Origin of the sequence: Saccharicrinis fermentans DSM 9555 = JCM 21142 (assembly GCF_000517085.1) — a bacterium.
GTDB lineage: Bacteria > Bacteroidota > Bacteroidia > Bacteroidales > Marinilabiliaceae > Saccharicrinis > Saccharicrinis fermentans.
Map to the genome: position 1 here is coordinate 5,329,626 of NZ_KI912107.1, position 21,030 is coordinate 5,350,655.

The 21,030-nt window shown below is 39.3% G+C and carries 18 protein-coding genes; 6 read left to right on the forward strand and 12 right to left on the reverse strand.

Going from position 1 to position 21,030, the window contains the following annotated elements; all coding sequences use genetic code 11:
* Positions 1-194: 194 nt before the first annotated feature.
* From lpxA to CYTFE_RS0121935, 4 genes are all read left to right on the forward strand, one after another.
* A complete protein-coding gene (gene lpxA, locus CYTFE_RS0121920) occupies positions 195-986 on the forward strand; it encodes an acyl-ACP--UDP-N-acetylglucosamine O-acyltransferase (RefSeq protein WP_027473574.1) in 792 nt (263 codons plus the stop codon).
* A 260-nt stretch (positions 987-1,246) separates the two neighbouring features.
* Positions 1,247-3,598: a TonB-dependent receptor gene (locus CYTFE_RS0121925; RefSeq protein WP_027473575.1), complete on the forward strand. Its 2,352-nt coding sequence runs from the start codon at positions 1,247-1,249 to the stop codon at positions 3,596-3,598.
* 3 nt (positions 3,599-3,601) lie between these two features.
* Entirely contained in the window at positions 3,602-4,495 is an 894-nt protein-coding gene (locus tag CYTFE_RS27670; RefSeq protein WP_052343364.1) for a DUF4249 family protein, read from the forward strand.
* 161 nt (positions 4,496-4,656) lie between these two features.
* Positions 4,657-7,182: a glycoside hydrolase family 2 TIM barrel-domain containing protein gene (locus CYTFE_RS0121935; protein WP_027473576.1), complete on the forward strand. Its 2,526-nt coding sequence runs from the start codon at positions 4,657-4,659 to the stop codon at positions 7,180-7,182.
* A 142-nt stretch (positions 7,183-7,324) separates the two neighbouring features.
* Here CYTFE_RS0121935 and CYTFE_RS0121940 read toward each other — a convergent pair whose 3' ends face one another.
* The 3 genes from CYTFE_RS0121940 to CYTFE_RS0121950 form a co-directional block, all read right to left on the reverse strand.
* Complete coding sequence (locus CYTFE_RS0121940) at positions 7,325-8,032, reverse strand: peptidase associated/transthyretin-like domain-containing protein (RefSeq protein WP_027473577.1); 708 nt, start codon at positions 8,030-8,032, stop codon at positions 7,325-7,327.
* Between the two features lie 142 nt (positions 8,033-8,174).
* Complete coding sequence (locus CYTFE_RS0121945) at positions 8,175-8,741, reverse strand: nitroreductase family protein (RefSeq protein WP_027473578.1); 567 nt, start codon at positions 8,739-8,741, stop codon at positions 8,175-8,177.
* A gap of 52 nt (positions 8,742-8,793) precedes the next feature.
* Positions 8,794-9,369, reverse strand: a complete 576-nt coding sequence (locus CYTFE_RS0121950; protein ID WP_027473579.1) for a superoxide dismutase — start codon at positions 9,367-9,369, stop codon at positions 8,794-8,796.
* A gap of 299 nt (positions 9,370-9,668) precedes the next feature.
* On the opposite strand from CYTFE_RS0121950, the gene CYTFE_RS29125 reads away from it, so the two are divergent.
* Positions 9,669-11,315, forward strand: coding sequence for an ATP-binding protein (locus CYTFE_RS29125; RefSeq protein ID WP_052343365.1), 1,647 nt, complete (start codon positions 9,669-9,671; stop codon positions 11,313-11,315).
* Positions 11,316-11,503: 188 nt separating this feature from the next.
* Positions 11,504-11,743 (forward strand): (2Fe-2S)-binding protein, encoded by a 240-nt coding sequence (locus tag CYTFE_RS27680; protein ID WP_044213450.1) that lies wholly within the window; start codon positions 11,504-11,506, stop codon positions 11,741-11,743.
* An 11-nt stretch (positions 11,744-11,754) separates the two neighbouring features.
* Here the strand turns inward: CYTFE_RS27680 and CYTFE_RS27685 are convergent, their stop codons facing one another.
* The 9 genes from CYTFE_RS27685 to CYTFE_RS0122015 form a co-directional block, all read right to left on the reverse strand.
* Complete coding sequence (locus tag CYTFE_RS27685) at positions 11,755-13,116, reverse strand: EF-hand domain-containing protein (RefSeq protein WP_052343366.1); 1,362 nt, start codon at positions 13,114-13,116, stop codon at positions 11,755-11,757.
* 41 nt (positions 13,117-13,157) lie between these two features.
* The gene (locus CYTFE_RS0121980) at positions 13,158-13,871 is read right to left on the reverse strand and encodes a LytR/AlgR family response regulator transcription factor (RefSeq protein WP_027473580.1); all 714 of its coding nucleotides are present in this window, start codon (positions 13,869-13,871) and stop codon (positions 13,158-13,160) included.
* Entirely contained in the window at positions 13,864-14,916 is a 1,053-nt protein-coding gene (locus CYTFE_RS0121985) for a sensor histidine kinase (RefSeq protein ID WP_161636279.1), read from the reverse strand. Before CYTFE_RS0121985 ends, CYTFE_RS0121980 begins: the two co-directional genes overlap by 8 nt.
* Before the next feature lie 7 nt (positions 14,917-14,923).
* Positions 14,924-16,135 (reverse strand): Lcl C-terminal domain-containing protein, encoded by a 1,212-nt coding sequence (locus CYTFE_RS0121990; RefSeq protein WP_027473582.1) that lies wholly within the window; start codon positions 16,133-16,135, stop codon positions 14,924-14,926.
* A 34-nt stretch (positions 16,136-16,169) separates the two neighbouring features.
* A complete protein-coding gene (locus CYTFE_RS0121995; protein WP_161636280.1) occupies positions 16,170-17,156 on the reverse strand; it encodes an MBL fold metallo-hydrolase in 987 nt (328 codons plus the stop codon).
* Positions 17,157-17,324: 168 nt separating this feature from the next.
* Positions 17,325-18,329 carry an ATP-binding cassette domain-containing protein gene (locus tag CYTFE_RS0122000; protein WP_027473584.1) on the reverse strand — a complete coding sequence of 335 codons (1,005 nt, stop codon included), beginning with the start codon at positions 18,327-18,329 and terminating at the stop codon, positions 17,325-17,327.
* Positions 18,330-18,333: 4 nt separating this feature from the next.
* Positions 18,334-19,023, reverse strand: a complete 690-nt coding sequence (locus CYTFE_RS0122005) for a GTP-binding protein (RefSeq protein WP_027473585.1) — start codon at positions 19,021-19,023, stop codon at positions 18,334-18,336.
* A 4-nt stretch (positions 19,024-19,027) separates the two neighbouring features.
* On the reverse strand, positions 19,028-20,224 hold the full coding sequence (locus tag CYTFE_RS0122010; RefSeq protein ID WP_027473586.1) for an ABC transporter substrate-binding protein: 1,197 nt from the start codon (positions 20,222-20,224) through the stop codon (positions 19,028-19,030).
* Between the two features lie 25 nt (positions 20,225-20,249).
* On the reverse strand, positions 20,250-21,026 hold the full coding sequence (locus tag CYTFE_RS0122015; RefSeq protein ID WP_027473587.1) for an ABC transporter ATP-binding protein: 777 nt from the start codon (positions 21,024-21,026) through the stop codon (positions 20,250-20,252).
* Positions 21,027-21,030: the final 4 nt, after the last annotated feature.

Consider the following 21,030-nt stretch of genomic DNA (forward strand, 5'->3'; position numbering starts at 1 on the left):
TAAGTGCTGTTGTGATTAATAGCGTATTATTTTTTTTATTAGGATTCTTAGTTTATTTTCGCAGCGGAAAAAAATGGGGAATTATTAAGCGAAATAGATACGAAAACCTCAGTATGAACGATTATAATGAATCAGGAGAGAACCAAACAGCTCTGTTGGAGCTGGAACAGTTGGAGAAAAGAAAAACATATCAGATGAAACAACCATTGGCATACATCCACCCAGAGGCAAAAATAGCGCCTAACGTGGTAATTGAACCCTTTGTTACTATAGATAAAAATGTGGTGATTGAGGAAGGAACCAGAATTGGATCCAATGTTACTATTCTGGAGGGTGCTAGAATTGGTAAGAACTGTAATATATTTCCAGGGGCTGTCATTTCTGCAATACCGCAGGATTTAAAGTTTGCTGGCGAAGATACCGTTGCTATAATAGGAGATAATACTACCATTAGAGAATGTGTGACTGTTAACAGAGGTACTGCATCCAAAGGAAAGACGGTGGTGGGTAATAATTGTTTGTTGATGGCATACGTGCATATCGCACATGATGTTATTGTTGGAAATAATGTGATAATTGCCAATGCTACACAGGTGGCCGGTGAGGTGCGTATTGATGATTATGCTATCATGGGTGGATCGTCAGCGATTCATCAGTTTGTGCACGTTGGGGCACATGTGATGGTGCAGGGAGGTGCTCTCCTGAGTAAAGACGTTCCTCCGTATGTGAAAGTAGGTAATACTAAAATGTCATATGGTGGTATCAATTCTATCGGTTTAAGAAGAAGGGGTTATACCAATGAGCAAATTAATGGTATACAAAATATTTATAGGGTGCTTTATCAAAGTGGATTGAATAATTCGGATGCCACAGAAAAGATTGAAGCAGAACTGCCCGCATCGAAAGAACGTGACGAGATTGTTCTTTTTGTGAAAAATTCTCAACGTGGTATCATAAAAGGATATTCCGCAAGTAGTGATAGATAACTACCCAATGTTATAAAAAGTAAAAAAAACGATCTAATGAAAATTAGATCGTTTTTTTTTATCTTATTTGTAACTTTCTTTGTGTTGGGTCGTCATCAGAATGATGTGTTAGAATTTCGTCATGAGAATAGAAAGTGCCATCTATCAAGAACTTATTCAAATAAAGCATAGCATCGCTATGGTGAATAGAAGCAAGCTAGCTGGCAATTTGAATGGCAATCTTATTAAAAATTGAACTTAACCTGTTAGCGAGTTAAATTATGAACTATAAAATTTTAATCCTTTTAGTATGCTTTATTTTTGTTGGAGGATATCGTGTAAAGGGTGATTCTAAAGTGACGGCCGATAAGGATTTGGTGGTGCTGAGTGGACATATAAAAGATGGGGATACGGGGGAGCTACTGATTGCTGCTTCAGTTCTTTTTAAGAATCTTAAAACCGGTACCGTTTCTAATCTTTATGGCTTTTATTCTTATAGTGTTAAACCCGGTACTTACCAGGTCGAGTTTGTATATCTGGGTTATAAGAGGCTGGTGAAAACCATTGAGATTACAAAAGATATTACATTGAATGTGGAACTTTTTGAGGACACAGAAACTATTGAAGAGGTGGTGGTGAGCTCCAAAAAGGCGGATGCCCATGTGCGCGATCCTCAAATGAGTGTTCAGAAATTACAAAATAAGGATATTAAGGCTGTGCCTGCTCTGATGGGAGAGGTGGATGTGATAAAAGTGCTTCAGATGATGCCCGGGGTTCAGGCTTCGAGTGAGGGATCCAGTGGTTTCAGTGTGCGTGGGGGTAACCCTGATCAAAATCTTATCTTGTTGGATGAGGCTATCGTATATAATGCAGGGCATATGTTGGGGTTTTTCTCCGTATTTAATAATGATGCCATTAAAGATGTGCAATTATTCAAGGGCGATATACCTGCTAGTAATGGTGGACGCCTGGCCTCGCTTGTGGATGTGCGGATGAACGATGGAAATAATAAAAAATGGGAAGGAAACGGTGGTATCGGTATTATATCTTCCAGGTTAACATTGCAAGGTCCCATCGTAAAAGATAAAACGTCTGTTATTTTGAGTGCTCGGCGTACTTATGCTGACATGTTTCTGCCTTTGTTGGGCGATGAGGATAATAAGGATAATAAAATATTCTTTTATGATATTAATGCCAAAATAAAACATGTGATTAATAATAATAACCGTTTGTATTTTAGCTTTTACAATGGACGGGATGTTTTTAAAGAAACACGCTCCAGTATTGACTACGGCAATCGTACTTTTACCCTTAGATGGAATCATGTGTATAGCCCAAAATTATTTTCTAATGTTACCGTGATAAACAGTAATTATGATTATCATCTGGAAGCCAATGATGAGACCTCAGGTTTTCAATGGGATAGTAAGCTTACCGATTATAGTCTGAAAATAGATTTTAATTATTACTTGAATCCACATAATACGCTTAGCTTTGGAGGACAGACCATCTATCATGGGATGGTGCCCGCAACGGCTATGGGGACTGGAGAAAATGCCTTGATGGACAGGATTGAAGTGCCGGACGCCAATGCCCTGGAGCATGCTTTGTATGTGGCTAATGCCCAAAGTTTTGGTAGATGGGGCTTGCGTTATGGTTTGCGGTTTTCTGGCTTGCAAAATATGGGGCGTGGTACCGTATTCGAATTTGATGAAAACTACGAGGAGATCGATAAAAAAGAATATGGCTCCGGAGATATTTTTAATAGTTATTGGGGACTGGAACCTCGGTTAGGCCTGTCTTATATGCTCAATCAGACGACGTCATTAAAAGGTAGTTATGCCCGCACACGTCAGTATTTGCACCTGGCTAGTAATTCAACATCGGGAACGCCATTGGATGTTTGGTTTATGTCATCACCTAATATAGAACCTCAGATCAGTGATCAGTTCTCAGTGGGGTATTTTAAAAATTTGTCCTCCAATACCATTGAAACTTCGGTAGAACTCTTTTATAAAGATATGCAGAATACCATCGATTTTAAGGATCATCCTGATTTGCTTTTGAATGAAAAAATGGAGGGAGAGTTACGCATAGGGAGGTCGTGGGCCTATGGTGCAGAACTGTTGCTAAAGGTGAATAAGGATAAATACAGTGGTTGGATTGGATATACCTGGAGTAGGTCGTGGAGGGAGATTCCGGAAATAAATGAAGGAAACAAATATCTCTCACCCTATAGCAGGAATCATGATATTTCGCTGGTATTAAACCGAAAGATAGGTAAGCGGGGACGTATTGGAATGAATTGGATATATACCAGCGGCTCGCCTATGACTGCACCCACGGGTAGAATGTTTGTTGGAGGTGATATAATCCCTATCTATTCTTCTCGAAACAAAGAAAATATGCCTGATTATCACCGTCTGGATATATCATATACACTTCAAACGAAGAATAAAAATAATAGAAAATGGCAAGGGGAATGGAACTTTTCCTTGTATAATGCCTACGGGCGCAAAAACGCCTGGTCTATTTATTATGAGCAAGATGACGACAACCCCTATGAAATAAAGGCACAAAAAACTTATTTGTTTCAATATGTTCCGTCGATCACTTATAACTTTAAATTTTAAGATATGAATAAAATTCAAGCTTATATAAACATTCTCTTGCTCTTTATTCTATTGGGGGCTTGCACCGAAGAAATAGAGATGGATTTTAAAACAGATAGACCGCAACTGGTGGTGGACGGTTATTTTACGAATCAACACCAGGATCATTTTGTTCAGCTATCTGTTACTTCTGCGTTTCAGAGTGATCAAGAAAGCCCTTCGGTATCGGGTGCGGTGCTTTCCTTAACGGATGGGCAAAATAATATTGTTTTAAACGAACTTACGGAGCTGCCGGGTAGCTATGTGATTCCTTCATCTTATGTTGGAATTCCCGGAAATACCTATACCCTGAGTATTTCTAATGTGGATGTGAATGGGGATGGGATTACGGAAACCTATGAGGCCAGTAATGTGATGAATCCTATTGTGCCTATTGATTCCATAAGTTTAGACTGGACTACCACGCAGGGGCAAAAGCAATGGCAAATACTACTTTTTACCCAGGAGCCTGAAGATACCAAAGAATACTATGCCTTTATTGCCTATTTGAACAATGCGTTGATTACTCCCAAATTATCAGATATTGAATATGCCGATGATAAGTTTTTTAATGGGAATGAAGTGAATGGAGTATGGGTGCAGAGTGTGGTGGAGGAGGATAGTGATGGTGATATGACAGATTATATCCTACAAAAAGGAGACTGGGTGAAGTTGGAGATGCAGAGTATTAACAAAGACTATTATGACTTTTTGTTGGCAGTGGATGAAGAAACCGGTTTGCAGATTCCTTTGTTTAGTGGTCCGCCTGCTAATGTGCCTACAAATGTGAGTAATGATGGGAGAGGTTTTTTTAGGGTGTATTCGTTAACCCAGGATTCTATTCAAGTGACTGAGGATATTTTGAAAAGAAAAGAGTGATTCAAGGGTAAATTTCCCATGTCTAGTTTTTGTCCTGTTTGGTTTATAACTCGTTGGGATTTTGTTCAGATCGGTTATAGAGGCATATCCATTGTCTTTCTCTATTATTGTATGGTTGAATAACGAGTAATCAATTAATAAACCATATTAACGAATAGAAAATGATGAAGTACATATTATGGGTGTTCACCATTGTCTTTATTTCATGTCAGACACATGAAGATAAAGTAGAACGAGAGACAGATTTTAATTTTGGATGGAAATTTGCCTTGCAAAATGATACCGCTAAACCTACTCAGATTCCCATGGAGGATGACCAATGGCGCCAGGTTCGTTTGCCTCATGATTGGAGTGTGGAAGCCTCCTTTGATTCTACACTTGAAGGCTGTACCGGATACCTTCCCGGTGGTGTAGGTGTTTACCAAAAGCATTTTGCTACACCGGCTCCTCAAGACCAAAAAAGTACCTTTGTATTGTTTGATGGTGTGTATAATAATGCCACTTATTGGTTAAATGGTAAGCTGTTGGGTGAAAATCCTTATGGGTATTCACCTGTGTATTGGGATTTGACTGATTATTTGACAAGTGATGGAAAAGACAACGTATTAACGGTACACGTTGATCATTCGCGCTATGCCGATAGCCGCTGGTATACCGGAAGCGGTATTTATCGTCACGTGAAGCTTATTACTCTGAATAAATTACGTATACCCATTTGGGGAACTTATCTCACAACGCCCGAGGTATCGGAGCATCATGCCAAGGTTAAGCTGGAAGTGACTGTGGAGAACGACCAGGATACCGAAAGCTCCTTTATCATCACAACCTCCTTGCTGGATGCCAATGGAGCTGCCGTTGCCAGTGCAAATACAGATTGTGTGTTGGATAAAAATAATAAGGATGTTTTTGTTCAAAATTTTGAAGTCGATCAACCCGCTCTTTGGTCGCCGGATATGCCCGAAATGTATAAAGCCCTCACAAAGGTGATTAAAGACGGTGTTGTAGTGGATGAGTATACTACTCCATTTGGTATTAGAAGTGTGCGTTTTGAGGCGGGTAAAGGATTCTTTTTGAATGATAAATTTACGGATGTAAAGGGGGTGTGTTTACACCATGATGGAGGACTGGTTGGCGCTGCCGTGCCTAGAGGTGTTTGGGTGCGTCGTTTAAAGGAACTAAAGGCTTGTGGAGTAAATGCTATACGAACAGCTCACAATCCTTATTCTAAGGAATTTTTGGATCTGTGCGATGAAATGGGCTTTTTGGTTCAAAATGAGATTTTCGATGAGTTTGATTATGCCAAGGATAAACGTCAGAATTATCATGATCGTCATGATGACTATATTACACGTGGGTATGTGGAACACTTCAGAAAATGGGCCAAGAGTGATTTGACACGTCAGGTGCTTCGTGACCGTAATCACCCTAGTGTTTTTATGTGGAGTATTGGTAACGAGATTGAGTGGACTTATTTGAACTACCGCTATGTGACTGGTTTCTGGAAAGATCCTGATGATCCTCAAAACTCTGGTAACTATTGGGGGAGTGGACCTATGTTTTCACCCGAGGAGTTGAAGAAACGATATGATGAATCGGAGAAGGGAGACTATATACTTACCGAAACGGCTGAGCGCTTGAATAAATGGGTGAAGGAGTTGGATCCCAGTAGAACTACTACCGCTAACTTGGTAGTGCCACAGACAAGTATGGTTAGTGGTTATGCGGATGCTGTAGATGTGGTCGGATTTAGTTATCGAAACAAGGATATTGCATGGGCGCAAAAATATTTTCCGCATAAGCAAGTTACCATCAACGAAAATCCAGGTACCTGGGACGATTGGAAACAGGTACTGGAAAATCCGGGCGTGTTTAGTAATTTTATGTGGACAGGAATTGGTTATATTGGTGAACGACATGGCGATTGGCCCTCCAAGAGCGGGTGGTCTGATTTATTGGATATTGCAGGCTTTAGGGTGCAGGGATGGAATTATTTTAAGAGCATATGGATTAATAAACCACATATTTCAATAGGAACCTTACCAATTAAGGAGTCGGGTTTTAAAATAACAGGATTTTCGGCACAGCAGCTTCCCAATAATAATGGATCGTATCGCTGGAGAGATTCCAGAATGCACTGGAATTATAAAGAGGGAGAACTGGTGATGGTTGAAGTTTGTTCTAATCATACAATTGTGGAGTTGCTGTTGAATGGTCGTACTTTGGGAAGAAAGAGTATGTCAGAGTGTCCGGATCGGATTTTCCGTTGGACAGTGCCTTTTGAAGCAGGGACTCTTACGGCAAAAGCCGGTTTTGATGGACAGGAGATCATCGCAGAATTGCATACGACCACGCAACCTGTGGGAATAACTTTAACAACAGACAAAAATGAGTTGTTGGCCGATGCTTATGATGTGGCTCACCTGGTGGTTCAATTGGTAGACAAAGAGGGACGTGCCATTAAAACCGAGAATGTAAAGGTGGAGTTTGAAATAGAAGGGGAAGCACGCCTGTTAGGGGTTGATACTGGTGCAGACGATAATACCCAGGATTTTCAATCCAATAGCATCCTTACCAATAAGGGGAGGTGTTTGGCCATTATACAGTCAACAAAAAAGAAAGGTAATGTAACGGTAAAAGCTAAAGTGCAGGGTTTTGATACCCAGCAAGTAGTGCTTCGAATGAACTAGATGAGCTTATGAATAAACAAAAGCCAGATGAACGCCTGTTGTTTATCTGGCTTTTTTGTGCCGCACCTTCTGTGGGAGTAGTATTTATATCTGGAAATGCATTAGAAAATTTTATGACAAAGCTTTATTGCATCATCTCAACTTATTCGAATTTCCTTTTCATTTTTTCGTTATAGCTGGATATCAGATATTCCCATTCGGCTTGGGTGATGTATGCCCTGTGGGGTTTCTGCAATTTCTTCATTTTAGAACGCTCTTTTTCTTTAGCGATGGAAACATTACTTATTCCTACTATTTGAGATGGTTTAATTTGTGTTTGATAGGCTATGTCGTTTGATCGGGCCTGGATAAAGTTTTTTTGATTCATTTCAGCATCCCACTTGGTGACAGGTTGTGTCTTGGCTTGGTAGGTCGACATGGCCATATTGTTCTGTGCAGTTACGTCATCTGTGGTGCTTAATAGTGGCATATTACGGGCAATGGCGTTGGGATTAACCCTTTGAGGAATAATAACTACTTCGGATAATTGGATGGTGTCACGGCTTAAAAAAACACCCATTAAGTAATTTTCGTTGGCAAGACTATCATTCACCTGGATATAAAGGGGTTTGAATCCAACATATGAAAATTGTACAAAATCTCCTATTTTAGCCCAGAATGAGAACTGTCCTGCTTCATTGGCTGTATACCCGGATTTATTGTTGATAATATATTTAGCATAGGGGAGGGAGAATAAGCTGTCACCTTCCATAATAACACCTCTAAACAGTAGAGAGTCTCGTGTTACCTGTGCTGAACTTAGTGAGCCAAGAATAAGCAATAAAACGGGTAGAATTCTTTTTAAGTTCATGGTATGAATGTAGTTAAGGATGAAACATTATTCTCTAAGGTAAGAACATTTTTTATAGAAGATCGCCTGTGTGTATTATTTTGCACTAGTAAAGAACGATTCTTTATATCCATTTAGGAAATAAAGAATCGTTTTGGAAGAATTATATTTTTACAATAATATCATGAATATTACGCTTAGGTACATGGTGTACTTCTTTCAAGTCGCGCCAGTACTTATAGTCTTTGTCTAATTCTTCAATGACCACTTCTTCTTTAGGAACACCTAAAGCAATAACCTGAACAATCTTAAGATGAGTGGGGATGTCCAACTCTCTTTGTAATTGAAGACGCTCAACAGATCCAATAATACAGCCGCCATAGCCTTTTTCCACAGCTCCTAACAAAATGCTTTGTGAAGCAATGCCATTATCGCTAAAAAAATTGCTCGATATGGATGTGTCATTCACCATGATGATATATGCAGACGGACGTTCTCCTTCTTTGGGTCCGTGCCAATCGCTCAGATAGCCTGCCCAGGATAAATATTTGAAGACAATACTATTTTTTTCGGGCGTGTGTACCAAAACATATTTGAGCGGTTGGGCATTTCTGGCAGAAGGTGAAAGACGAGCCAGATTGACAAACTCAATCAACTCATCCTCACCTATTTCCTTTTCTTGATGAAATCGTCTGTAGCTCCTGTTTTTTAATATCAGATCTTTAAGCATAATAAGGATTTTTTTATTGAAATAATATGGTAGATTTTTTTTCAGATTAGTCTTAGAATCTATCAGCCACTATTTTCCAATCAACCAGCTTCCAGAAGTTGGCAATGTAATCAGGACGTTTGTTTTGATAGTCTAAATAATAGGCATGTTCCCATACATCACAAGTTAGTATAGGGCTCAAACCTTCGGTCATTGGATTTCCAGCGTTGTTGGTCTGTACAATTTTTAGTTGTCCTTCGCTGTCTTTTACTAGCCAGGCCCATCCTGACCCAAATAAGGTGGCCGCTGCTTTTGCAAAAGCTTCTTTAAAGGCATCAAAAGAACCAAAGGCTTTATTGATAGCCTCGCTTAAGTTACCAGTTGGTGCTCCTCCTCCTTGGGGTGAAAAGGATGTGAAATAAAATGTGTGATTCCATACTTGAGCAGCATTGTTGAAAATTCCACCTTCAGCCTTTTTAATGATGGTTTCTAAATCTGCATTTTCAAATTCAGTGCCGGCAATTAGGTTGTTTAGGTTGTTTACATAGGCTTGATGGTGTTTTCCGTAGTGGAATTCAATGGTGTTTTTGCTAATAATGGGCGCAAGGGCATCGGCTGCATAAGGCAGTGCTGGTAATTCAAATTTCATGATAGTTTGTTTTAAAAATTGTCATTAATAATGTTGTGTTTTTTACAATATGAGTTGCTTGAAACACCATTAGCAAATTTAAAAAATCCAACATGAAATCCTAATGATATTACAGATATTTGCCTCAATAAATGATGCTTTATTTTTCATACTGTTCGTTGTTGTTTTTTATCTTTCTATGGAATTATAGACTCATTTGGTAAACCGTATCGGACAATTCCTTTGTCGTCATAGTACTATGAACTTGTGTTACAGTAAAAAATAAATTAGATTTGTTGTATATACCAATATAATCTCTAATGCGTAACCCCGTTGTTATCATCTTGCTCATTGTCCTATTTACTGCCAATAGGCTCGATGGACAGTATAAAATAGCATTCAGTAACAACTATCCACCTTATCAGTTTATGGATGAGTCGGGTGAATTGGTAGGGTTTAATGTGGATATATTAAAAGCCATTAATGATGTTTATAAAGCAAACTTGTACATTATTGGTGGCGAGTGGCATGCGATAAAGCAGGACCTGGACAAGGGGGAGGTGAATGCAGTGGGCGGTATTCATTATCCGGGGAGTCCGGATAGTCGTTATATTTATACGAGATCCGTTATTAATACATCGCATTGTTTTTTCTACAATAGTAATTACCATAAAAAATTTTCACTGGAGGTGTTTAGGTCTTTGCACGCCCCCAAGGTGGCAATGTGGAAAAATGATGTGCTTTCTCATTATATCACCTCTATTAATCCTACGGTGGATATATTGTACATTAATAATTACGGTGGTTTAATTCCAGCTCTGGATAGTGAGGAGGTTACCTGTGTGTTTGCTCAGAGAGTGGGTGGTATGTATCAGGTTAAGAAACTGGGTAAGAATTATATTAAAACCTTGGATCAGCGCATATTGGAAAGGAATATGGGCTTTAGGGTGGACAAAGATGTTCCGGAATTGGCGCAATTGTTAGACCATGGACTGGAAATTCTATTGGCCAATGGTACTTATCAGGATATTTATGACAAGTGGATTGGCGTATATGAGCAGAAAGAGAAACATTGGTACTACAGTGGTAGAAATATTGTGCTTGCAGGTAGTATTATATTGGTTTTAATACTGCTGTTGTTGATTATTAACCAGGTGCTGAATGCCAAGGTGAAAAGTAAAACCAAAGACCTTTTGCTTCAGCTTGAGTTGAATTCGAACATGATGAAGGAGCTGGAACGGCAAAAGGTGAGAGCGGAGGATAGTGAGAAGATGAAGACGGCTTTTTTGGCTAATATGAGCCACGAAATAAGAACGCCTATGAATGGGATCTTAGGCTTTACCGAACTCCTGAAAACAGTTGAATATTCCTCCGAAGAACAAATGAATTTTATAAAGATTATTGAACAAAGTGGTAACCGTATGTTGGGAACCATCAATAATATTATTGATGTTTCAAAATTGGAGTCTGGTTTGGAAGAGCCGAGTTATCAAGAGGTGGATATTAGAGGCATATTGATACAGCTTCGTTCTTTTTTTAAACAGGAAACAAATCTTAAGGGGATAGCATTGAAGATAATTGAAGAGGGGGTCATGGCGTCAGAAAGCTTTGTGACCGATGAGTATAAGCTTAATTCGATTCTTACTAATTTAATAAAGAATGGAATTAAGTTTACCAAAGAAGGGTTTGTTTCAGTCACCTACTCGGTGTCTAGTGATCTTGCTCAATTTTGGATTGAAGATACAGGTATTGGCATTGCTGAGAGTAGGCAGTCCGATATTTTTGATCAATTTGTTCAGGAAGATACTTCTTATTCCAGAAATTTCGAAGGCTCAGGTCTGGGATTATCTATTAGTAGAGGGTATGTGAATTTATTGGGTGGTAAAATAACCCTGAAATCTGAACCCCAAAAAGGTACCGTCTTTTATTTTTGTATTCCTAATCATAAGCCACCATTTGATGCTTAGGTTTTCTAATTTTTCTAGCAGCTATGTATTGCTAAATAATGATGAATCGGCAGATTTTATAGCAAAGATCGTTAATGTCGGTTTTGATGCCCTTGGTTTGATTAGCTTCTATTTGTGAGGAATTCATAGAGTTTATTGTCTCTTATATAATATTCCATATCTTTGCTCCACTACTAAAATGTTGTATAATGCAAGAAGATATTATTTGTTATTGCCGTAAGGTAAGCAGAGCCACTGTTCAACAAGCCATTGAGAAAGGCGCAAAATCATTGGAAGATATTCGTTGGAGCACTGATGCTTGTAAAGATAATCAATGTGAAAAAACGCACCCCAACGGAATAAGCTGTGAAGAAGAGGTGAAGCAAATGATTATGGCATATCATGGACATATTGAAGGACCTAAATGTAGCTGTGGTTGTTGTTCGTAACCTGCTAAAAATCATGGGTTTTGTATGTGAGTCGATTTCATGGATCGTTTTAGTTCTTCTAATGAGATAAGACCATCTTTGTTGGTATCTATTTTCTCAAAGCGTTGTTGTGCTTTTTCTCTGGTTGGCGTTTTACCTTGTCTTTTCTTTATCTTATTGTAGAATTCATCGAAGGAAACAAAGCCATCCTTGGAGGTATCCATGTTGATCATGCGTCTACTTGCTGTTTTTGAAGGATTGGATTTGTGGGCCGACTGTCCTTTGTTCATTCCAAAGGTTCTGGCGCCACGATTTTGATTTTCTATTTTTATCGTATACTGTTGTGATAGCGGGAAACATTTATCTGAAGTGCAGGCGTAGTAATTCATGGTTAATTCCAATGAATCAAAGGGCTTGCTGGATGATATATCTACCCAGAATTGACGTGGTTGTGTATCGCTATCTCCAGGACCTTTTTGTGCTGTTGCTGTTGCAGGTGAAGCACTGACTCCTTCTGGCAGTGAGAGCGTGTACTGCATGGGCGGAGCCAGGTTATTCCAGTGAACATCATGGATGGGGTCGGGGTAGAATCCAAGAAAAAGTCGTCCATTGCCAGTTTTAAGCAAGGAATCGTTGGCTTCTGCACGTAGCTTGACATAGTAGGTGTCTTCAGCTATGGAGGGTGTAGTGTTTAGTATGGTGAGTCCATCGGGACGTGCGACTCTTAGTTCCGAATCTATATTTGTAAGTTGTGGAGCTCTACCTATGTGTGGTAGATTTAGTTCACTGGCTTGGGTTGTATGAACTGGTGGACCAACGGCTTTCGTTAATGCACTGCGTAAACCTTTTGCGTCGATGCGACCCGAACCGTAGAGTACTTCTCCTTCTGGGGATATTAGGAAGACAGACCAGGAACCAGATCGCAAACCAATGCGAATATCATCATCCATCGTATCAGCAATCCAAGGAACCTTCGTTTTTAACTTCTTGCGAGCTTCGGTTAATTGAAGTAAGCGTTCTTTTATATTTTGAGCCTGTACATAGCCATTCATTTCAGGATGGCGTAGAGATTTGTAAAAATAAAAAAACTGAACATCTTTATGGGCATAATCCACATAGGCTGCTTCAATTTCAGGGTAGTTCTGATGAAATAATGGACAGGTTAAACATCCTGCTGCAAGTACGGTATATTTTCCTTTGCACAGTTCAGTAACACTGATAGGTGTGCCGTCTGCGGTATAGGCATGCATGGTTGGAATGGGTCCGCTATCCAGTACCCCTTCTTCCGGGACATTTCTGTTGAGTCTGGTGTTTTTTTGTTGTATGGTTTGTGATTGAAGCCATATTGGTAAACCAATAAAGCAAAGAATGGTGAAGACGAAGCGTTGAGTCATGGTATTGAATTTCACAAGGTAAGCGTTGATGCTATAGGTGGTTAGAGAATGAAATTGTCGTCGATGTAAGCTTGTAGTTTTTCTTTATATTGCTCGCTGACAGGTATGCGTACCTTGTCAAAAATGATTTTAGAACGTTCGATCATGGTTATTTTTTTTAGGTTAACCAAATAGGATCGGTGCACACGAATGAACTGATTGGAAGGTAGCTTTTCTTCAATTTTTTTCATGCTTAACAACGTCATAATGGGTTTTCCCTGGGCTAGGAAAAAACGTAAATACCCTCTGTTGCCCTCTACGTAAAGTATGTTATCTAATTCAATTCTTATAAGTTTATACTCCGATTTGATGAAGATATGATGGGGATCAGAACTTAGTGCTTCTCTTTGGTGTTCGGTTAGCTTAAAGTAATTCAGTGCTTTGTTGGATGCTTTTAAGAATGATGGGTAGTCCAGTGGTTTTAATAAATAATCTAAAGCATCCAGTTTAAAGCCGTCAATGGCATAGTCACTGTAGGCGGTGGTGAATATTATTTGAGGTTGCTGGTGTAATGCTTTAACCAGGTCTAATCCGTTTAATTTAGGCATCTGAATATCTACAAATATTAAATCTACATGGTGACTGTTAAGGAAGTCCAGTGCATCCAAAGCATTCCTGAAGGATCCCTGTAAGTCTAGAAAAGATGTCTCTTTAATATAGGCTTCAATCTGTTGGATGGCCAACGGTTCGTCATCAATGGCTATACATTTAATCATTGTTCAAAGGGATTTTAAGGTTAACACAGTAAGTTTTTTCTCTATCTTCAATGGCTAAGCTGTAGTTTGTGCCATATAGCAGTACCAATTGTTTTTCCAGATTAATAAGCCCTAATCCAGTTTTTTCTCTTTTATTTTCTAAGGACTCGTGTTTGCTATTGGCAATCTCAAACAATAGCTCGTTATCTTTAATATGGGCTGATACTGTTACGAAGGACTCCTTGGTATCATCGATGCCATATTTAAAGGCATTTTCTACCAGTGAGGTAAAGAGTAATGAAGGTATTGTTTTATTACTTTGCTCCACTTCTAAATGGAGATTGATGTGAACATTATCGTAATAGCGTATACGCATCAGATGGATATATGAACGTATAAATGCAAACTCGTCTTTGATGGTAGATGTCCCTGCTTGAGAGTCGTTTAATAGATGTCGCATCAGTGTGGATAGCTGTATGATTGACTTTTGAGCCTGGCCTGTATCAAAGCTGATTAATGCATGAATATTATTTAAGGTATTCATGAAAAAGTGAGGACTAATTTGATTCCTTAAAAAAGAAAGTTCTGTTTGTAAATGTGTTTTGTCTTTTTGTTCACGTAGCTTCTCTTCTTTTTCTCTGAGTATGAGTAGTTTGATGGTGTTGTTGAATCCAATGACTAAAAATGAAATCAATACGTTGGTGGCCATTTTGTATTCGAGAGATCTACCTGATATTCTACGAGGATTGATTCGTTGTATTTGGTCAAAAGATTCAAACACCATGTGCTGAATATATTTTAAATAAGGGCTTGCTGTTGTAACGATGATTACTAATACAAACACCAAGGAGAGATAGCGTAGGTTTTGTTTTTTCAGTAAGAAATGAGGAACAAGAATGCTGTTATTGACCATGAAAATAAGTAGGAAGGGAATGAGTCGAATCCATTCCATATATACTTTTGTATGGCTAAAATCTCGTGCGCCTTGCAAGGTGTAAACTGGTAAGGCTATTACAATGCACCAGATAATTAAATATGCTATATTTTCTCCCTTGTATTTGTTCATGCCTTTATTATAAGTTACGAACCATTCGTACATAATTGTAAATGCGTATTACGTCGCCCTGGGGGCCATGTCCTTGTGGATAATCATCGGGGTCTCCAACTTTGGGATCGCTACGTTGGGCTCCGGCTCCATGTACGTCCATTAGTTCAGTCGTATTTGAACGGCGGTTCTTCATGAAGCCCAATGCTTCTCCAAAGCAAATATAGATAGCCTGTTGTCCTCCTCTTTGTCCTGCCAACGTTGTTGAGGACCAGAAAAATGGATAATTGTCGTTTTGAGCCTCGTCCTTGATCTTGGTTATTTTAAATAAGGGATGAATGGCGGCTTGGTGGTTATACTGAGGAGCGTTGGAATAATCTAGTATACTATGTAACTCCTTGGCATTGGGTAGTCTCCAGTCGTTGTAGCCTAAGTAGTTTTCTTTGTTTCTTTCTGAAACCCAAGCCAATGCTTCCTCCCAGTTCATGCCTTTTTTACTGTCGGTCTGTTGCCACATTAGTTGAGTTGATAAATCGGAGATGGTACCATCGCCATTGTCCTCGAAATTATTTATCCCGTAATGCGAATTGCCTCGAACAAATCTGACCGTGTGTTTTTTGTCGCCGCGTGGTGTGCTTACCGGATATCCTTTTATGCGACCGTCGGCTAGGTTAACGCCAAAAACGGTGGTGTTATTACCCATCGTCTTTCCTTTGTAGATGGTGGATGACATCATCTGTGTATCGATAATACGATCGCCGTTGGCTCCATATTCAAAATCGAAATAGTCGGTGTTTACAAAGGGCTTAGCGCTTGGTGGTACCTGATTCATTTGGCGGCTGCTGGCGTCAACACCACTATAAAGCATTAATGAATAGGCCTCTTTTATGCTTGGAATACGCCAGTCGGTATGGTTGGCCAAATTAAATGATTTTACTTTTGTCAATGCCTGCTCATAAGTCATGGCTTCGAACCCCTTTTGCCACATTAGTCCTGTTACATTATCTGTAATGGTTCCATCTCCATTGTCGGTATAGGACGGTTGATTACCGTTGAATTGTGCATCTTGTCCGTAAAAGGCCTTCCCGGGTTCTGGTGGTGTAACTTCTCTTTGGTTATCGTAGCATTTTTGTTGATCGGTGTCAACTATTTTATATTGACCCGCCGAGGGTGTTGTCTGTGCGTATGTGTTTACCATACCTAGGCTAATGACGAGGGGTAGTATGAATAACTTTTTCATATTTGTTTTACTTAAAAATATGTCTTTTTGTTTTTTATTGAAGCATAAATACTTTTCCATCACATGTGATGGTTAAGAAGTCTTGGGCCAGAATGACAGTTCCTTTAAACTGTTCTGCTATTTTTGCTTTGGTGGCTACCTCATCAATATTTACATTGGAAAGGTGGGTGATGACAAGAGTTTTGACCCCTGCTTCTGCCGCCATACGGGCACCTTCTTCAATGCTAGCATGTGCACTGTTTCCTTTTTTGTTTCGAGAAGCGTTTGTTGGTCTCTTCGATTTGGCCCCCTTGCGAATTACCTGACAGTCTAGAACTAGTATATCTGCACCCTTTGCTAGCTTGGCTAAGTGAGGGGTGTAGGTAAGATCTCCTGAGATAACAATGGATTTGCCATTGGCGTCAAAGCGGTAGGAAAGGGTGTAAATGGAATGTGGTACTTCTGTGGTGGAGATGTTTACATCCTTATAGCTGAACGAATTGTCACCTTGTAACTCCTTTATTATTGCGTTGGTTTTATCTTCGTTGAATGTTTGACCTTTGTTCTTCATTCGGTATTGAAGGTCTTCTCGATAAAACTCAGTGACGTAATCGGTCATTTTTTTTATGGGAGCAGGCCCGGCTACTAAGAACTCTCCTGGCATCATCAACTTTTGGTGAACCATAGGTATGAACTCCTCGTTATGATCCATGTGGTGATGGGTGAGAAAAAGTGCATCAGGACTGTTGCGTCTCGTATATCCCAGTTTCTCCAGTTGTTCACGGGTTCCATTTCCCATGTCTACCAGAAATTTTGTTCCATTGTACTGAACCAGTGCTGAAGGACTGGAACGGTGACTGTTATATTGTGGATTGCCCGATCCGATGATGGTGACACTAAATTTAGTATGGTCTATTTTTCCTGTGGGATAGGATATTTCTGCGGGCTTGTCTTTGTGGACTATTTTTGCCTTTGGTAGTTCTTGTGCGTTTAAATGACACACGATTAAAATGGTGCTTAAAAAAGTTATTAGGTATTTCATCCTTCCCATGTTTTGGTTTTTACTTTTACAAACAACGTATTTTTGTGAATAAATAAAAACTTAAACTGATGTTTGTGGGTTTTTTATCAACAAACAGGGGTTTTTAAGTGAATTTTAGGTTTTGTTATATGTGCGTAGGTTTTATCCTGTAGCTGAGGATGGATTAGTTCATAGTTCCTTGCCGCTTTGTAATTCATTACCAACCCTAAAGAAGTCTTTGGTTTTCTGTAAAGTACTGTCGAGGGCCTCTAACTCTTTATAATAAGCTTTTTCAAGGCTGTTGGTCTTGATCACTTTTTCCATGCCTCCATTTTTTATGACTACACGTTTGTCAGCCAATAATATAAGTAAAGGGTCATGAGTAGCCATAAGTACAATTTTATCTTTGTTTACCAATAGATTGAGTGCCTTTTTTTTATTTACGCCGGCATTTTCAATTTCGTCAATTAGCACAATGGGCGCTTGTCCAATGCAGGCTACGTCAGCGATCATTAAAGCCCTGGATTGTCCGCCACTTAAAAAGGTAACCGCCGTGTTTTTTTCGAAAGGTTCACCAGATAGTTCGTTGGCTAAGGAGATGACTTCTTTTACCATTTGTTCAGCATTGGGTAAGAAACGACTTTGGGCATGTAGCATCAAAAAGTTTTCCACATCCATGTCGAGTACAAAGTTCATGTTTTGTGTTATTTGAGCGATCAATTTCCCGCCAAAGAGAGCGGCAGTGTCATCGTTGGCCTCCCGACCGTTGATTAAAACTTTTCGCTGGGTAGGCGTGTCCATTTGAGCTAACCATTCGATATCTGCCAGTAAACGACTTTTGCCGGATCCTGTAGGGCCTACAATACAAGTAATTTCTCCGGTTTGCAGATGGAGACTACATTTTTCAGGCTCTTTCAACTTGTTTACGCCAGCCAGAACATCCAGGTTTTCTATTTTTGTTTGGCTGTCAGCTGCGCATATTCCATTTATAAATTCTATAAAAAGCGTAGTTAGTTCTTGGCGTGAACAAGCTCTTTCTTCCCAAAATGCTTCGTTCATTTGATCCATTAGTTCAATAAATGATTTGCTTTCCTCTTGAGCATCTATATGAAAAGAGTGGAAGAAATCTGTAAAAATGGGGTTGTCGATTACAATTTCTTTTAAAGGTTTGTGTAATATTATTTCCGGATCCATATTTTTATAGTTTAATTTTTCGGTTGATTCCTATTTGAAAATCTTGGTCCACACGGGTTTCGCCTAAACAATATGAGCACAATGCAGTAGGCATGGAGAAACGTAGCTTTAAGTTATCGGTGTTTTCAAATCCCTTGGCTGATGAGGTGAGCGTAGCTAATCTGTCGGCTCCTTGTCCTGTGATGCCATTTATAAATAGTACTTTGCATTTTGAGTTAACTTGCTGAATTTTGAAGCGGAACACCTCACGCTCGGCTTGAGAAACTAGGTCGCTTTTGGTAACTACTACAATATCTGCCATCTTAACCATGGGGCCTGTTTTTAAGGGAGTATTAATGCCACTTAGGTTATCCAGCACGCAGATAGCGAGCACTTCTTTTAGATGAGGAGCGCAGCGGTTACATAAACCTGCACTCTCTGTGATGAGGGTAGAGAACTTGTTTTGTTTTGCCCACGAAAAGCAAGCATCGATATTAGATATAAAGTAATGGTCAGGGCATAAATTACCTGCGAGGCCCGTTTTAGCTGTAATGCCATTTCTTTGGTATTGTTCTTCGTCAAGAGAACTGATGCAGTCGAACTTAATCACACCACAATGGTTTTTGAAGCCCGGTTGACTTTCGATCATCTTTATAATTACCGATGTTTTACCCGAGGACGGTGGTCCTGCTATGGTTATTAGTTTTGTTTTCATTAGTTTATTTTTTGTCCCACTCTTTCATGAATTCGGTTCTAATATCTTCTTTAAGTTTTCCTATATCGTATTTGTAGATGAAATCCCAGCCGAGCCATTTAATCATTTTAGGGAAACTACTATTGGGTACCTTGGGATGCGTGCTTGGAAAGAAACGGTTTTCGAGCATTTCTCCAGTCTCTTGGCTTAAAAGAAAATTCAGAAAATGCTGGTGTTGATTTATCTTATCCTTTTTTACCAATAAGAATACGGGACTAGCAATGGCTCCGTCGTTGGGCCAAACAATTTTTATATGTTTGTTATTGATGCGCTGAGAGAAAAACCAAGGCATGATATAAACAGCGGCTCCTTGTGTATTGGGTTGATTAGCCAGCTTTACCATTTGGGCAGGGTGCAAACCACTTTTAATATTTTGAGCCAGTGTTTTAATTGAATCCATTCCAGCATCTTTGTAAAAAGGTAGCATTACTGCATTGCAAAAAAAGTCATCTTCGCCACGCATGATGATATCGTTTTTAAAGGAAGGATCTAGTAGGTCGCTCCATGTTGTAGGTGCTTTTCGATGCCCCAATCTTTCCATATCGACAACTATTACCAGCATATTGGCAGTGTACATGGTAAAATGTTGATGGGGGTCGGCATATTGTACCTGTTCTAAATACTTATTTAAGGCATTGGCTTGGTAGCTTTCGAAAATACCAGTATGAATAAATCGTTTCATAAAGGGTTCGTGGAAAAAATTATTTATATCAGAAGCCATGATGATGTCGGGTAATTCGTCGGAGTTGTGTATATTGTCAAGAAGAGGGTAGTAGGATAATTCATGGTTTACATTGCCCTCTATTAAATAATTAAAATTCGTAAAAGAGTTAGGGTTGTTTTGAATAAATTTTTCAGTAAATTCTTTGAATGGATTGCGTAAACCACATGGCAGCATGGCCGAAAAGTGTAAGTTTTCTTGGCGGGTCATGTGGGTTTCTGCATTTTGAAGGGTTTCATTTTGTAATTGATTTAAGGTTTCGATAAATGATTCCGCATCTAGGTGATTTGTTTTTAATAGGGTGTTGAGTCGGGTAAAACGACCTATTCGGTTTAAATTTTCTTGTTTAAAGTAATTACCCAATCCGTGCTTTTCAAATACAGCAATAAACGCCTTGTTCATTTCTGCTATTTGTAATAAATTTTCGCTACCTGTTATCATAATTTTATATTTTCAGTTGTTAATGTTAGCTTGAAATGCACACTTTGCATGTATGGCCATGTGAACTTTTGGCCTCCACCAGTTCTATATTAGCATTGTATATGTCTGATATGATTTGGCTGTCTATGATTTCCTCGGGCTTTCCTGTGGCAGCGATACGACCATCTTTGAGTAATATGACATGGTTGGCATAGTTGATGGCTTGTTCTGGAGAATGGGTATTCATTATGATGCCATAACCTTTGTCTCTGAGCCTCTTTGCCATATTCATCACTTTGATGCTATTGCCCATATCTAAATTAGAGGTAGGCTCATCCATCGCTATATATTTGGGTTGTTGTGCCAGTGCCCTTGCAATCAATACCATTTGTTTTTGACCTCCGCTTAACTTAGAAAAAGTCTGGTGACTTAGTTCTTCTAGGCCTAAAAATGCCATACATTGTATAGCCACTTGCTTTGCTTTTTTTGTGGGTTGTCCAAAAAAACCTTTCGTATGGGTTAAATGCCCCATCAATACTACGTCAAAGACAGTAAATGAGAAAGGAGAACCATGAGCTTGGGGAACATAGCTGATTTCTTTGGCCAATTCATGTTGGGAATACGTGCGTATATTTTTCCCTTCCAGATTTAAGCTTCCTTTTTGCGGAGGAACTAGTCCCAGTATGGTTTTAAAGAGTGTTGTTTTTCCAACGCCATTTTTGCCTAATATGCATGTGATTTCGCCTTGTTGAATGGTGGCGTTAATTTGAAAAAGAATTCGTTTTTTCCCATAGCCACATTGTAGGTTGTTCATCTCTATCATAGCT

Excerpts from the sequence above, each read along its gene's own strand:
- lpxA (WP_027473574.1), top strand. The coding sequence starts at position 195 with ATGAAACAACCATTGGCATACATCCACCCAGAGGCAAAAATAGCGCCT.
- CYTFE_RS0121925 (WP_027473575.1), top strand. The coding sequence starts at position 1,247 with ATGAACTATAAAATTTTAATCCTTTTAGTATGCTTTATTTTTGTTGGA.
- CYTFE_RS27670 (WP_052343364.1), top strand. The coding sequence starts at position 3,602 with ATGAATAAAATTCAAGCTTATATAAACATTCTCTTGCTCTTTATTCTA.
- CYTFE_RS0121935 (WP_027473576.1), top strand. The coding sequence starts at position 4,657 with ATGATGAAGTACATATTATGGGTGTTCACCATTGTCTTTATTTCATGT.
- CYTFE_RS0121940 (WP_027473577.1), bottom strand. The coding sequence starts at position 8,032 with ATGAACTTAAAAAGAATTCTACCCGTTTTATTGCTTATTCTTGGCTCA.
- CYTFE_RS0121945 (WP_027473578.1), bottom strand. The coding sequence starts at position 8,741 with ATGCTTAAAGATCTGATATTAAAAAACAGGAGCTACAGACGATTTCAT.
- CYTFE_RS0121950 (WP_027473579.1), bottom strand. The coding sequence starts at position 9,369 with ATGAAATTTGAATTACCAGCACTGCCTTATGCAGCCGATGCCCTTGCG.
- CYTFE_RS29125 (WP_052343365.1), top strand. The coding sequence starts at position 9,669 with ATGCGTAACCCCGTTGTTATCATCTTGCTCATTGTCCTATTTACTGCC.
- CYTFE_RS27680 (WP_044213450.1), top strand. The coding sequence starts at position 11,504 with ATGCAAGAAGATATTATTTGTTATTGCCGTAAGGTAAGCAGAGCCACT.
- CYTFE_RS27685 (WP_052343366.1), bottom strand. The coding sequence starts at position 13,116 with ATGACTCAACGCTTCGTCTTCACCATTCTTTGCTTTATTGGTTTACCA.
- CYTFE_RS0121980 (WP_027473580.1), bottom strand. The coding sequence starts at position 13,871 with ATGATTAAATGTATAGCCATTGATGACGAACCGTTGGCCATCCAACAG.
- CYTFE_RS0121985 (WP_161636279.1), bottom strand. The coding sequence starts at position 14,916 with ATGAACAAATACAAGGGAGAAAATATAGCATATTTAATTATCTGGTGC.
- CYTFE_RS0121990 (WP_027473582.1), bottom strand. The coding sequence starts at position 16,135 with ATGAAAAAGTTATTCATACTACCCCTCGTCATTAGCCTAGGTATGGTA.
- CYTFE_RS0121995 (WP_161636280.1), bottom strand. The coding sequence starts at position 17,156 with ATGAAATACCTAATAACTTTTTTAAGCACCATTTTAATCGTGTGTCAT.
- CYTFE_RS0122000 (WP_027473584.1), bottom strand. The coding sequence starts at position 18,329 with ATGGATCCGGAAATAATATTACACAAACCTTTAAAAGAAATTGTAATC.
- CYTFE_RS0122005 (WP_027473585.1), bottom strand. The coding sequence starts at position 19,023 with ATGAAAACAAAACTAATAACCATAGCAGGACCACCGTCCTCGGGTAAA.
- CYTFE_RS0122010 (WP_027473586.1), bottom strand. The coding sequence starts at position 20,224 with ATGATAACAGGTAGCGAAAATTTATTACAAATAGCAGAAATGAACAAG.
- CYTFE_RS0122015 (WP_027473587.1), bottom strand. The coding sequence starts at position 21,026 with ATGATAGAGATGAACAACCTACAATGTGGCTATGGGAAAAAACGAATT.